The 12,979-nt window shown below is 70.4% G+C and carries 11 protein-coding genes; 9 read left to right on the top strand and 2 right to left on the bottom strand.

Going from position 1 to position 12,979, the window contains the following annotated elements:
- Positions 1 to 284 precede the first annotated feature (284 nt).
- From BLT03_RS15410 to BLT03_RS15370, 9 genes are all read left to right on the top strand, one after another.
- Positions 285 to 911, top strand: a complete 627-nt coding sequence (locus tag BLT03_RS15410; protein WP_092744658.1) for a YitT family protein — start codon at positions 285 to 287, stop codon at positions 909 to 911.
- Positions 912 to 985: 74 nt separating this feature from the next.
- Complete coding sequence (locus BLT03_RS15405) at positions 986 to 1,522, top strand: hypothetical protein (protein WP_139160407.1); 537 nt, start codon at positions 986 to 988, stop codon at positions 1,520 to 1,522.
- 95 nt (positions 1,523 to 1,617) lie between these two features.
- On the top strand, positions 1,618 to 1,977 hold the full coding sequence (locus tag BLT03_RS15400; protein WP_245711416.1) for a hypothetical protein: 360 nt from the start codon (positions 1,618 to 1,620) through the stop codon (positions 1,975 to 1,977).
- On the top strand, positions 1,974 to 3,413 hold the full coding sequence (locus BLT03_RS15395) for a TolC family protein (protein WP_092744656.1): 1,440 nt from the start codon (positions 1,974 to 1,976) through the stop codon (positions 3,411 to 3,413). Before BLT03_RS15400 ends, BLT03_RS15395 begins: the two co-directional genes overlap by 4 nt.
- Position 3,414: 1 nt before the next feature.
- Positions 3,415 to 4,830 carry a multicopper oxidase domain-containing protein gene (locus BLT03_RS15390; protein WP_092744655.1) on the top strand — a complete coding sequence of 472 codons (1,416 nt, stop codon included), beginning with the start codon at positions 3,415 to 3,417 and terminating at the stop codon, positions 4,828 to 4,830.
- 225 nt (positions 4,831 to 5,055) lie between these two features.
- Positions 5,056 to 5,595: a DUF411 domain-containing protein gene (locus BLT03_RS15385; protein ID WP_092744654.1), complete on the top strand. Its 540-nt coding sequence runs from the start codon at positions 5,056 to 5,058 to the stop codon at positions 5,593 to 5,595.
- On the top strand, positions 5,592 to 6,020 hold the full coding sequence (locus BLT03_RS15380; RefSeq protein ID WP_092744653.1) for a copper-binding protein: 429 nt from the start codon (positions 5,592 to 5,594) through the stop codon (positions 6,018 to 6,020). The genes BLT03_RS15385 and BLT03_RS15380 overlap by 4 nt, the downstream gene beginning before the upstream one ends.
- Before the next feature lie 34 nt (positions 6,021 to 6,054).
- Positions 6,055 to 7,065, top strand: coding sequence for a P1 family peptidase (locus tag BLT03_RS15375; protein ID WP_092744652.1), 1,011 nt, complete (start codon positions 6,055 to 6,057; stop codon positions 7,063 to 7,065).
- Positions 7,062 to 8,540, top strand: a complete 1,479-nt coding sequence (locus BLT03_RS15370; protein ID WP_092744651.1) for a TAXI family TRAP transporter solute-binding subunit — start codon at positions 7,062 to 7,064, stop codon at positions 8,538 to 8,540. The genes BLT03_RS15375 and BLT03_RS15370 overlap by 4 nt, the downstream gene beginning before the upstream one ends.
- Positions 8,541 to 8,582: 42 nt before the next feature.
- Here BLT03_RS15370 and BLT03_RS15365 read toward each other — a convergent pair whose 3' ends face one another.
- Both BLT03_RS15365 and ettA read right to left on the bottom strand, forming a co-directional pair.
- Positions 8,583 to 11,036 carry a DUF1631 family protein gene (locus BLT03_RS15365; protein ID WP_092744650.1) on the bottom strand — a complete coding sequence of 818 codons (2,454 nt, stop codon included), beginning with the start codon at positions 11,034 to 11,036 and terminating at the stop codon, positions 8,583 to 8,585.
- A 51-nt stretch (positions 11,037 to 11,087) separates the two neighbouring features.
- Positions 11,088 to 12,749 (bottom strand): energy-dependent translational throttle protein EttA, encoded by a 1,662-nt coding sequence (gene ettA / locus BLT03_RS15360; protein ID WP_092744649.1) that lies wholly within the window; start codon positions 12,747 to 12,749, stop codon positions 11,088 to 11,090.
- Positions 12,750 to 12,979 lie beyond the last annotated feature (230 nt).

The raw sequence follows: 12,979 nt of genomic DNA, 5'->3' as shown, positions 1-12,979 counted from the left end.
GTGCAGGCCATTTTTCGCCAAAATTCTTGAAGGCGGCCTGCCGGGTGCGCACCGACCGGCAAGGCCTGCGCCGGCGGCGGGGCCCACCGGCGCATTCGAGTTCGCAGCCGTTTTCGCGACGGGCATGCGGCGCTTCGCACATTCGCTGCCGGGCGGGGCGGCGTGTGGGGTAATCCAAGGGTTGACGCCCCTCTAAAATTCGCCCACCTTCTGACTGGCGCCGGACCGCGATCTTTCAACGTCGCCGAGTCCCGGCATACGCCGCCTTCCCTCGCCCTTCTCGCATGAGCACCCCTTCCCCGACTTCCCTGCCGACCATGGTTCCCCATTCCGCCACCGAGGACACCGCGGCCCTCTTCACGGGCGTGCTGCTCATCTCGGTGGGCGTGGGCTTTTTCGGCAGCGCCGGCCTGCTCACGGGCGGCACCGCCGGGCTGGCGTTTTTGCTGCACTACGCCACCGACATGGGCTTCGGCAAGCTCTTCTTCCTGCTCAACCTGCCGTTTTACTGGCTGGCGTGGCGAAAGATGGGGCGCAACTTCACGCTGAAGACGTTCGTGGCCGTGCTGCTGCTGTCGGCGCTGACCGAGGCACAGGCGGGGCTGATGCAGTTCGTCGCGCTGCAGCCGCTGTACGCGGCGGTGGCGGGCGGGCTGATCACCGGCACGGGTTTCCTGGTGCTGTTCCGCCACCGGTGCAGCCTGGGCGGCATGGGCATCCTGGCGCTGTACCTGCAGGATCGCTACGGCTGGCGCGCGGGCAAGGTGCAGATGGCGGTGGACTGCTGCATCGTGCTGCTGGCCCTGTTCACGGTCGATCCCATGCGCGTGCTGTGGTCCATCGCGGGCGCTGTGGCGCTCAACCTGGTCGTGGCGATGAACCACCGGCCGGGGCGCTACATGGCCATGTAACCCTGTCGCGGGCCGGGGCCGCAGCTCGGAACTCTCGGGGCCCGGGGCTATCATTCCTCCCCATGCGCTGCGGCATGTTCCTCTTTCTCATCGTGCTCATGGCCCTGCGGGGCCTGGCGGGCAATGCGATGGCGGCCGGCATCGTGATGCCGGCGGGCGCGGCGATGCACATGGCCCACGCACCAGAGGCCCACGGACTGCCCACCGCCTTGGATCAACACGGTGAAGCCTTTCAGGAGTTCGCGGACCACGCAGCGGGTACGGACCACGGCACTCACCCACACACGCCTGAAGCCCCTGAAGTTTCCGCAGGCCACGCCCTGCACGCCGAACCCTCCGAGGCATCGCCGATGTCCTCATGGCAACCTCCCTGCCACGGGCAAGCCACTCCAGCACCCGCGCAGGGCAGCGATTGCGGCGCCGCCTCGCACCCCAGCACCTATGCGCACGACGGCGGTTGCTCGGCCTGCGGCATCTGCCACTCGGCCATGCTGACCCCTGCGCTGGCGGACCCGAGCCGCCCTGCGCTGCCCCGCGCGCCGCTGCCGATGGCAGAGCGCCGCTTCGCCAGCGCCCTGGCCGAGCAGGCCATCAAGCCACCCATTTCCTGAGCCCTGACGCCCGAAGTGCGTCCGCAAATCCGCGCCAGCCCCCGGCTGCGCGCGGGCCTGCGGCCGTTGTTTCCGCCTTTGCTCAAGAGATCGCCGTGCGCGCCCCCTCGTCCCGTTTCCTTTTTTCCTTTCGTACGCTGCTGCGCGGCGCCCTGATCGGCACCGCTCTGTTCCAGGCGTGGCACGCCATGGCCCAGGCGCCGTCGTCCGCCTCCGATCCACAGGTAGCGGCAGCCCCGCTGGCCCATCGCAGCGTCCCGGCAAGCCCCTCGCCGCTGGACGCCAAGTCCATTCCCTGGCGCGAAGCGAATGACGCCGTCGCCGCCACACCGCGCGGCCATGCCGACATCGTGGCGTGGGAGGCGCACACGGGCCAGGCCAAGCCACCCGCCGCGCCAGGCCATGGCGCACACCACCATGCCCCGGCCCCGCTGCCGGCCCGGGGGGCGCCATGACCGCGCCTGCCAGATCCCTGGGCGCGCTGGCCGCAGCCCTGCTGTTGGCCGGCTGCGCGAGCGTGGCGCCCGACGGGCTGCGCGGCAATGTGCAAGCCCTGGCCGATGGCCGCACGGCCGGCGTGGCCGCACCTGCGTTGCCCTCCACTGACCCTGCCGCACACGAGCAGGCCGATACCGCCGTGGCGCAATGGCTGGACGCGCCGCTGTCGGCGGATGCCGCCGTGCGCATCGCGCTGCTGCGCAACCCGGGCCTGCAGGCGCGGCTGGCCGCGCTGGGCGTGGCCGATGCGCAGCGCGTGCAGGCGCTCACGCTGCCCAACCCCACGTTGACGCTGGGGCGCTTTCGCAGCGGGCACGAGCGCGAGACCGAGCGCACGCTGGGCATGGGGCTGATCGACCTCGTCACCCTGCCCTGGCGCACGCGCTGGCAGGGCCAGCAGATGGAACAGGCCACGCTGGACGCCGCGCAGGACGTGGTGCGCCTTTCGTTCGACACGCGCCGTGCCTGGCTGCGCGCCGTCACGGCCGAGCAGGTGGCCACCACGCAGGAGCGCATGCACGAGGCCGCCGAAGCCGGCGCCGAACTGGCACGCCGCATGGCCCGCGTCGGCAACTGGAGCCGCCTGCAGCAGGCGCGCGAACAGGCCCTGCTGGCCGACAGCGCCGCCCAGCTGGCCCGCGCGCGGCTGGCCGCCGCCACCGAGCGCGAGCAGCTGTCGCGGCTGATGGGCCTGTGGGGCGCAGAGGCGCGCTACACGCTGCCCGACCGGCTGCCCGCCCTGCCGACAGTGCCGGAGGCCAGCGAAGGCATCGAGGCCCGTGCGCTGCGCGAGCGGCTGGACGTGCGCGCCGCACGGCTCGACCTGGACCGCGTGGCCGACACCGAAGGCTTTGCCGGCGTGGCGCAATGGGCCGGCGACATTGGCCTGGCGTACACCCGCAACACCACGACCGAGCGCGATACCGGCCATGCCGACATCAAGCGCGGCTGGGAGGTCGAACTGGCCGTGCCCCTGTTCGACTGGGGCGGCGCCGCGCGGTCCCAGGCGCGGGGCCGCACGCTGCAGAGCGCCGCACAGTTGCAGGACGTGGCCCTGCGCGCCCGCGCCGAGGCACGCACCGCCTGGCTGGGCTACCGCACCGCCTACGACCTGGCGCGCCAGCAGCGCGACGAGGTCGTGCCGCTGCGCCGCTTCATCAGCGAAGAAACCACCCTGCGCTACAACGGCATGCTCGCCAGCGTGTGGCAACTGCTGGCCGAGGCCCGCGCCAGCAGCCAGGCCGTGGCCGATGCGCTGCAGGCCCAGCGCGACTTCTGGCTGGCCGAAGCCGACCTGCAACTGGCGCTGGCCGGCACCTCCGGCGGCACCGCCGCTTCCCTGACCGGCGCCGCCACCGGCCGCGCCGCCAACCCCCCATCGCAAGGCCACTGACATGCAACGCCGCCATTTCTTTTCCGGCGCCGCCACGGCCGTGGCCGCCGCTTCCGTGGGCCGCGCCGCCCTGGCCGCCCTGCCCGAAATCCCGCAGCAGGGCTCGGCCGATACCGCCGTGCCACCCGCCCCGCCCACCGGCCGGCCGTTCCGCCCGGTCGTCACCCTGAACGGCTGGAGCCTGCCCTGGCGCATGAACGCCGGCGTGAAGGAGTTCCACCTCGTCGCCGAACCGGTGGTGCGGGAGTTCGCACCCGGCTTCATGGTCAAGCTGTGGGGCTATAACGGACAGAGCCCGGGCCCGACGATCGAGGTGGTCGAGGGCGACCGCGTGCGCATCTTCGTCACCAACCGCCTGCCGGAGCACACCAGCGTGCACTGGCACGGCCAGCGGCTGCCCAACGGCATGGACGGCGTCTCTGGCCTGAACCAGCCGGCCATTCCGGCGGGCAAGACCTTCGTGTACGAGTTCACCGCGCGGCGCCCCGGCACCTTCATGTACCACCCGCACGCCGACGAGATGACGCAGATGGCCATGGGCCTGATGGGCCTGTGGATCACCCACCCGCGGCTGGATGCGCGCGGGCGGCACCCGCTGATCGACACGGCGGACCGCGACTACGCCTTCCTGCTCAACGCGTTCGCGGTCGAGGCCGGCACGCGCACGCCGCGCGTGAACGAGATGACCGACTTCAACATCTGGGCCTGGAACAGCCGTGTGTTCCCCGCCATCAGCCCGCTCGTGGCGCGGCGCGGCGACCGGGTACGGGTGCGCGTGGGCAACCTCACCATGACCAACCACCCCATCCATATCCACGGGCATGAGTTCGAGGTGACCGGCACCGATGGCGGCGCCGTGCCGCGCAGCGCGCGCTGGCCCGAGGTGACCACCGACGTGGCGGTGGGCCAGATGCGGCAGATCGAGTTCATCGCCGACGAGCCCGGCGACTGGGCCGTGCACTGCCACAAGAGCCACCACACCATGGGCGCCATGGGGCACGACGTGCCCACCATGATCGGCGTGGACCACAGCGGCCTGGTGGGCAAGATCCAGAAGATCGTGCCCGACTACATGGTGATGGGCGAGCGCGGCATGGCCGACATGGGCGCCATGGAAATGCCCCTGCCCGAAAACACCCTGCCCATGATGACCGGCACCGGCCCCTACGGACCGCTGGAGATGGGCGGCATGTTCAGCGTGCTCAAGGTGCGCGACCACCTGGCGGCCGGCGACTGGCGCGACCCCGGCGACTACGTGCAGCCGCCCGGCACCCGGGCCTTCGAATGGCAGGGCGCGCCGGCCGATTTGCCGCCGGCACCGGCCGCGCCGTCCGCGCCCCCGTCGAGCGCTGCACCGCACGAAGGCGCTGCCAACGTCCGCAAGCCGGGCCCGGGCGGCCAGAGCCATGCGCACTGAGCACGACATGGGCAATTCTCAGAACGCTATTGATTTGATAGCTACTCTCCATAGGGGAATATGCGCTGGAGGCACTTTTCATTCAAACCCCTGCGGGGGTTCTCCGAATCGCCGCGGCACGGTGCAGAACGGCGCAGCGCTGCCGACCGCGACCGCGCGCCCGCTCTGCCACCGCGCCCTCTCCACGTTCTTTTGCCGAGTGTTTGACCTGAAAGGAAACCGACCATGAACCCCATCGACACACCCGCTGGCGACCACCGCTCGTCTTCTCCCTCGCGCCGGCAGGCGCTTCGGGGCCTGGCAGCCCTGGGCGTCGCCGCCGCCGCCGTGCCCTGGCCGGCCTTGGCCGCCGACCCGCAGCTCATCGCGATCGAAGTCTGGAAAGACCCGAATTGCGGCTGCTGCCAGGACTGGGTGGACCACATGCAGGCCAACGGCTTTCGCGCCACCGTGCACGACACGGGCAACGCAGCCGTGCGCGGCCGGCTGGGGCTGCCGCAGAAGCTGGGCTCCTGCCATACCGCGCTGGTGGGCGGTTACCTGATCGAAGGCCACGTGCCGGCGGCGGACGTGCGGCGCCTGCTGCGCGAGAAACCCAAGGCCCTGGGCCTGGCCGTGCCCGGCATGCCGGTGGGCTCGCCGGGCATGGACGGCGCCTTCTACGGCGGCCGGCAAGACCCGTACGAAGTGCTGCTCGTCGCGCACGGCGGCGGCAGCACGCGCGTCTTCAGCCGCCATCCCCAACCCTCCAAGGAACCCGCATGACCCACCGACTTTCTCCTTTAAGCATCGCCGCCCTATTCCTCGCGCTGGCAGGATCGATCGCCGCGCACGCGTCGTCGCACGGGGCATCGGGGCACGGCACGCATGGCGATCACGGCAATCACGGCGGGCAAGCCGGGCAACCGGCTGCGGACACGGCCGACCAGGCTGCTTCAGCAACCCCTTCGCCTTCCGCGCCGGACACCGAACTCGCTCGTGGCGAAGTCGTGCGCTGGGACCCGTCGGCGGGCAAGCTCACGCTGCGCCACGGCGAGCTCAAGAATCTCGCCATGCCGCCCATGACGATGGTGTTCCGCCTGCAGGCCCCGAACCCGGCCCTGGCGCTCACGCCCGGCACGCCGGTGCGCTTTCGCGCGGAGGACCAGCGCGGCGCGCTCGTCATCACCCGCATCGAGGCCGAGCGCTGAAGGCCGGCGGCGCGGCGCCATAATCGCCGCCCATATGACCCCAGCATCCCGTTTGGCCAGCGACGCCGGCAGCATCACCCGCGTGGCGGGCATCGAGGTCGGCCACCACACCGACGCCCGCCGCCCGACGGGCTGCACCGTCATCATGGCCCGCGAGGGCGCCGTGGGCGGCGTTGACGTGCGGGGCGCAGCGCCCGGCACGCGCGAGACCGACCTGCTCGCGCCCTCCAACCTGGTCGAGAAAGTGCACGCCATCGTGCTCGCGGGCGGCAGCGCCTGGGGGCTGGAGGCCGCCACCGGCGCCGTGCGCTGGCTGGAAGAGCGCGGCGTGGGGCTGGACGTGTCGGTCGGCCGCCTGCCCATCGTGCCCGCCGCCGTGCTGTTCGACCTGCTGGTGGGCGACATGCACATCCGCCCCGATGCCGCCGCCGGCTATGCGGCCTGCGCCGCCGCGTCGCGCGCTGATCCGGCGGAGGGCAACGTGGGCGCGGGCACGGGGGCCGCGGTGGGCAAGCTCTTCGGCATCGGGCGCGCCATGAAGGGCGGCATCGGCACGGCCTCGGTGTCGCTGGACGGAATCACCGTCGGCGCGCTCATCGCCTGCAATGCCGTGGGCGACGTGATCGACCCGAACACCGCCCGCCCCGTGGCCGGCGCGCGCACCGAAGACGGGCAGCGCCTCATGGACACCCGCCGTGCGCTGCTGGGCGGCGTGCCGCCCGTCAGCGTGCTGCCCGGCACCAACACCACCATCGGCGTGATCGCCACCGACGCCGTGCTGACCAAGGCCCAGGCACAGCGCCTGGCACTGTCGGGGCACGACGGGCTGGCGCGCAGCATCAACCCCGTGCACACCCAGCTGGACGGCGACACGCTGTTCGCCCTGGCCACCGGCGCCTCGGGCCGCCACGCCGGCATGCTGGTGCTGGCCACCATGGCGGCCGAAGCCGTGGCCCGCGCCACACTGCGTGCCGTGCTGGCGGCGCAGTCCCTGACCACCGACGAAGGCCTGTACCTGCCGTGCGCGGCGGACCTCGGCCGATGAACGCCCTCGCCGCCCGCTCCCGCACCGTCACGCGCCGGGTGCACACCGCGCTGCTCAACGTGCGCGACCTGATCCTCTCCGCCGGGCCGCTCGCCTTTCTGGCCGTGGGCCTGCTGGTGCTGGCGTACTGGTGGCTGCAGCCCGCGCCCCCGAAGCGCGTCACCCTGGCCACGGGCCCCGCGCAAAGCGCGTACGCGGACTTCGGCCAGCGCTACCAGAAGGCGCTGGCGGCCGACGGCATCGAGGTCGTGCTGCGCGAGACGGAAGGCTCGTCGGCCAACCTGCAGCTGCTGCGCAGCGGCGAAGCCGACCTGGCGTTCGTGCAGGGCGGCACCGGCGAGCTGCGACCCGAAGACACCGGCGCGCTGGAATCGCTGGGCAGCCTGTTCGTGGAGCCGGTGTGGATCTTCTACCGCACGGACGCGGCCCGGCGCATCGTCAAAAGCGGCCGGCTCGACAGCCTGGCGCAACTGCATGGCCTGCGCGTGAACGTGGGCACGGCCGGCAGCGGCGTGCCCACGCTGATGGAAAAGCTGCTGGAGGCCAACCGCATGGAACCCAAGGCGCTGCGGCTGTCCGAGCTGGGGCAGACGCCGGCCACCGTGGAATTTCTGGCAGGCCGGATCGACGCGCTGGTGTTTGCCTCGGCCCCGCAATCGCTCATGGTGCAGATGCTGCTGCAGACGCCGGGCGTGCGGCTCATGGACTTTCCGCAGCACGAGGCCTACGGGCGGCGCTTTCCGTTCCTCACGCCCGTGACGCTGCCACGCGGCGTGGTGGACCTGGCCGCCAACGTACCGCCCAGCGACGTGCGCCTGGTGGCCTCGACCACGTCGCTGCTGGCGCGCGAGGGCACCCACCCGGCGCTGCTGCAACTGTTCGCGCAGAACGCGCAGACGCTGCACGGCAGCGCGGGCTGGTTCAACCGGGCGCGGGAGTTTCCGAGCACCCGCCACAGCGAGCTGCCCATCGCCGCCGAAGGCGAGCGCGCCATCAACGAGCCCGCGCCGCTGCTGCAGCGCTACCTGCCCTTCTGGCTGGCCAACCTGATCGAGCGCATGTGGCTGGTGCTGGGCATCTTGCTGGCCGCCATGCTGCCGCTGTCGCGCGTGGTGCCACCGCTGTACCAGTTCCGCGTGCGCTCGCGCGTGTTCCGCTGGTATGGCCGCCTGCGCGAGATCGAGGACGAAATGGACGCCGGGCAGACCGCCCCCGAGGCGCTGCGCGAATCCCTCGACCGGCTGGAAGCGCAGGTCGAAAAAGTGAGCGTGCCGCTGTCGTATGCGGATGAGCTGTATGCGCTGCGCAACCACATCCATCTGGTGCGCAAGAAACTGCGGACGGGGACCGTTTCAGGTTCAGGCGTTGGGACCGGGGCAGGCGCAGGCACGGCGGTGGGATCAAAAGTGGCGCCTGCTGCGCCCGATGCCTCCGCTGCTGCGCCCACCGGACCTTCGGCGGATGCCACTGTCTGAAAATCCGCTGGCCGCTGGGCAAGCCCGGCCGCAGGTCGGCGCCTAGCGCGGCCTGACCGCCTTGGCGCCCTTGCTGCCGCGCTGAGCACGGGCCTGGGCCACCACCGAAGGCGGCGGGCCGGGCAGCACACGCAGCGCGCCTTCGGCAGTGAGCTTGTCGCGCATGCGCCGCGTCATGGACTGCGTGCTGCCGTCGGCCGCCGTGAAAAGGAACAGCGTGTTGTGCGGGCTGCACCAGGTGAGCTGCGTATGCACCGCGCGCTGGTTGCTGATGAGCTCCACCCAGATGCCCATTGGAAACTCGGCCGCCGCAGCATCGGCGCCGGACTGCGTCGTCTCGCTTTCGTCGGCCACGCCGGGCTCGTGCAGCGAGCCGTAGAGCGACTCCGGCGGCACGATCGTTTCCATGCTGTCGGGCTCGTCGGCCGGGGCGTTGGCGGGGTCCAGCGCCAGGCTGGCCGCCCGCTCCATGGCCGTCTGGTGCAGGCTGGCGATGCGCTCCAGCACCGTGCTGGCCATGTCCTCGGCATGGCCCACGCTGTCGAGCCCCTGTCGCACCGTGCCGAGCATGCGGGTGACTATGCCGCCCAGGCGGTCCGGCTCGGCCGCCGCCAGGTCGGGCTGGGCAACCCAGAACAGTTCGGGCACCAGCGCCAGGTAGCCGCCGGGGTCGCCGTCGTCGCTGCCGGGCTGGTCCATCTGGGCCAGCGCCACCACGTCGGCCCAAGGGCCGGCCGCGAAATCGAGAATGTCCTGCGGCACCTGCGCCGCCCCTGCCAGCGCGCGGATGTCGGCCGCGATGCGCTTGGACAGCGCTTCGCGCCGCTGCACGCGCAGGGCGGCCTGCCGCTCGGCCTCTTGCGCCTCGCGTATCTGGCGCTCTTGCGACGCCCAGGCTGATTCCAGCGCGGTGAGCACCGTGGCGAAGGTGTCGGCGTCCTGGCTCTCGCTGGTGGCCAGGTGGCTCACCGCCTCGTCCACGAGCCGCATGAAGCGGTCGAAGCCGGGGTCGGATTCGGATTCAAAACCCACCGCGCGCTGCGTCAGCTCGTCCAGCAGGCGGCGCGCAGGGTGCTTTTCATCGGTGAAGAACCGGCGGTCGTGCCGCACGAGTTGCTTGATGGCGGGGCGCAGGTTCTGCACGGCCCGCTGGATCGGCTGCGGCAGCCGGTTGTCCTGGGCAATGTTGTCCATCATGCGGCTCACCACTTCGGTGGCCGTGCGCGATGGCGAGGGCGCAGGGGCAGGCACTGCAACCACTGGGGCCACGCCGTGCACCGCCATCGGCGCGCCGCCCGCGCCGGCCCACGGTGCCAGCGCCGCCGGCTGGCTGCCAGCAAGCCGGCCCACCAGCCGCTCCAGCTGGGCGATGTCTTCCATCGCCTCGGCCGCTGCCGCACTGCTGGGCGGGAAATAGTCCGATCCGCCAGGCCCCATCTGCGAACTGACGGGGCCGCCGTTGCGGGCCTCGACCCAGGCGCCCTGCTGGGACGACGGCACCGCGCCGAACGCGGCCGCAGGCGCCATGCCGTAGGCCAGCGCATCGCCCGAGCTGGCGAGCATCTGGCGCAGCATGCCGACGGTCAGCAAGGCCTCTTCGGCCTCGGGGGCCAGCGGCACGCCCATGGATACCGGGCCGCCACCGCCGCCACCCATCCCGCCATATTGGCTGGCATATTGGCTGGCGTACGGGCTTCCGTACTGGCTGGCGTTCGGGCCGCCGTAGCCGCTCATGGGGCTGCCGTGCATCGAAGACTGCGGGCCGTACCCGCCGCCATGGCTACTGGGGTGGCCCGCGCCGCCATAGCCGGTCGAACGCCCCATGCCCTGGCCCGCCTGCCCCGCGACGGCATAGCCCACGGGCGCGATGCCGTTGTCTCGCAAGCTCTGGGCGGCGGCCTTGTAGACCGCGACCAGCTCGTCGCCCAGCACCTTGCGCATGTGCGCCATCCACACCTGACGGATTTCGGCGGAAACGCCCGTTTCGCCCACCACCTGCTGAAGGGCGCGAATGTAGTTTTCAGGGCGCAGCGGGTTGCGTTCGGGCTGCACGCGCTGCAGGCCCTGCGCCGAGCTCACGAGCGTGTTGAGCTCTGCCAGCGTGGCCTCGGTCGCGTGCACCGCGATCTGCTGCGCGCGCGACAGCTCGACCTGGGCCAGCACTTCGGACTCATCCATCAGCGACAGCTCGCCGAAGTCGATGCCCGTTTCGTCGCCCGATCGGGCCCGTGCGCTGGAGGGTGCAGGCCCTTCCGCGAACACCTCGAGCAGTGCCATCGGGTAGGCCTTGGCCAGGGTGTCCTCGTGCTGCTTGATCAGCCGCATCGCATCGGCCAAAACCGTGCGCTGCTGGATGTTGCGCTCGTTCGACTCATCGCTGGCCAGCGCGCCCTGGGTCACGCTGGTCAGCCGGCCCATCAATGCCTCGCCCTGCCGCACCGCGTTGACGACGCAGGCACGAAAGACCGTTCTGGACCGGGACGCGGACAGGGACATGTTGGGGGGGCGAAAAAAGCAGCTGCAGCGGCAATCCTAACGGGTTGTTGCTTACTTGAGTGCCTTGTAACGCATGCGCTTTGGTTTCGCGCCTTCTTCGCCCAGGCGTTTTTTCTTGTCGGCCTCGTACTCTTGATAGTTTCCGTCAAAGAAGACCCACTGGCTATCGCCTTCGGCGGCCAGGATGTGGGTGGCGATGCGGTCCAGGAACCAGCGGTCATGGCTGATCACGAGCACGGTGCCGGCGTATTCCAGCAGCGCGTCTTCCAGCGCCCGCAGGGTTTCCACGTCCAGGTCGTTCGACGGTTCATCGAGCAGCAGCACGTTGCCGCCGGCGATCAGCGTCTTGGCCAGGTGCAAGCGCCCGCGCTCGCCACCCGAGAGGCTGCCGACCTTCTTTTGCTGGTCCGATCCGTTGAAGTTGAACCGGCCCGCATAGGCGCGGCTGGCCATCTGGAATTTGCCGACGTTCAGGATGTCCAGGCCGCCGGAGATGTCTTCCCACACGGTCTTTTCGTTTTCCAGCACGTCGCGGTGCTGGTCCACGAACGCCATCTTGACGGTCTGGCCCACCACCACTTGGCCGCTGTCCGGCTTCTCGCGGCCGGCCAGCAGCTTGAAGAGCGTGGACTTGCCGGCGCCGTTCGGGCCGATGATGCCGACGATGGCGCCGGGCGGGATGCTGAAGCTCAGGTCGTCGATCAGCACGCGGTCGCCGAAGGACTTGCTGACGTTGTGGAATTCAAACACCTGCTGGCCGAGGCGCTCCGCCACGGGGATGAAGATTTCCTGCGTTTCGTTGCGGCGCTGGTATTCGAAATCGCTCAGCTCTTCGAAGCGGGCCAGGCGCGACTTGCTCTTGGCCTGGCGGGCCTTGGGGTTCTGGCGCGACCATTCCAGTTCCTTCTTCAGGGCCTTGGCATGGGCTTCTTCGCTCTTTTGCTCCTGCGCCAGGCGGTCGCCCTTCTGCTCCAGCCAGGTGCTGTAGTTGCCCTTCCATGGAATGCCGCGGCCGCGGTCCAGTTCCAGAATCCATTCGGCGGCGTTGTCGAGGAAGTAGCGATCATGGGTAATGGCCACCACGGTGCCGGAGAAGCGCTTCAAGAACACTTCCAGCCACTCGACCGACTCGGCGTCCAAGTGGTTGGTGGGCTCGTCGAGCAGCAGCATGTCGGGCTTGGAGAGCAGCAGGCGGCACAGCGCCACGCGGCGCTTTTCACCGCCGGAGAGCAGGCCGATCTTGGCGTCCCAGGCCGGCAGGCGCAGCGCGTCGGCGGCGATCTCGAGCTGGTGCTCCGAGTCGGTGCCCGCAGTGGCGATGATGGCTTCGAGCTCGGCCTGCTCGGCCGCCAGCGCGTCGAAGTCGGCGTCTTCCGCGCCGTAGGCCACATAGACCTCTTCCAGGCGGGCCTTGGCCGCGAAGACCGCGCCCATCGACTCTTCCACGCTTTCGCGCACGGTGTGCTCGGGATTGAGCTTGGGCTCCTGCTCCAGGTAGCCGATCGTCAGGCCCGGCATGGGGATGGCTTCGCCTTCGATTTCCTTGTCCACGCCCGCCATGATCTTCAGCAGCGTGGATTTGCCCGAACCGTTCAGGCCGAGCACGCCGATCTTGGCGCCGGGGAAGAACGAGAGGGAGATGTCCTTCAAGATCTGCCGCTTCGGCGGCACGGTCTTGCTGACGCGGTTCATCGAATACACGTATTGGGCCATTGGCTTTCTTTCCTTAGATGGGGGCTGCGCTGCCGGAGATGCGAGAGCGGCCGGGGAGGCCCGCCGGACAAGCGCGTTCGGTGGGATTATCGGATGCTTTGGCCGCGGAGCTTGCGGCAACCCCGCAACGCGGTGCCCATGCGACAGTTCAGCCGGCATTCTGCATGCCGTCGCCAGACGCGTCGAACGAGCCCTGGCGGGCCCTTCGGGTCGGGCCCATGCAGACCAGG

It is taken from the genome of Paracidovorax valerianellae (genome assembly GCF_900102625.1).
Taxonomy (GTDB): domain Bacteria; phylum Pseudomonadota; class Gammaproteobacteria; order Burkholderiales; family Burkholderiaceae_C; genus Paracidovorax; species Paracidovorax valerianellae.
The sequence above is the reverse complement of the archived record's forward strand: the minus strand, read 5'-3'. Positions and strand labels throughout refer to the sequence as shown.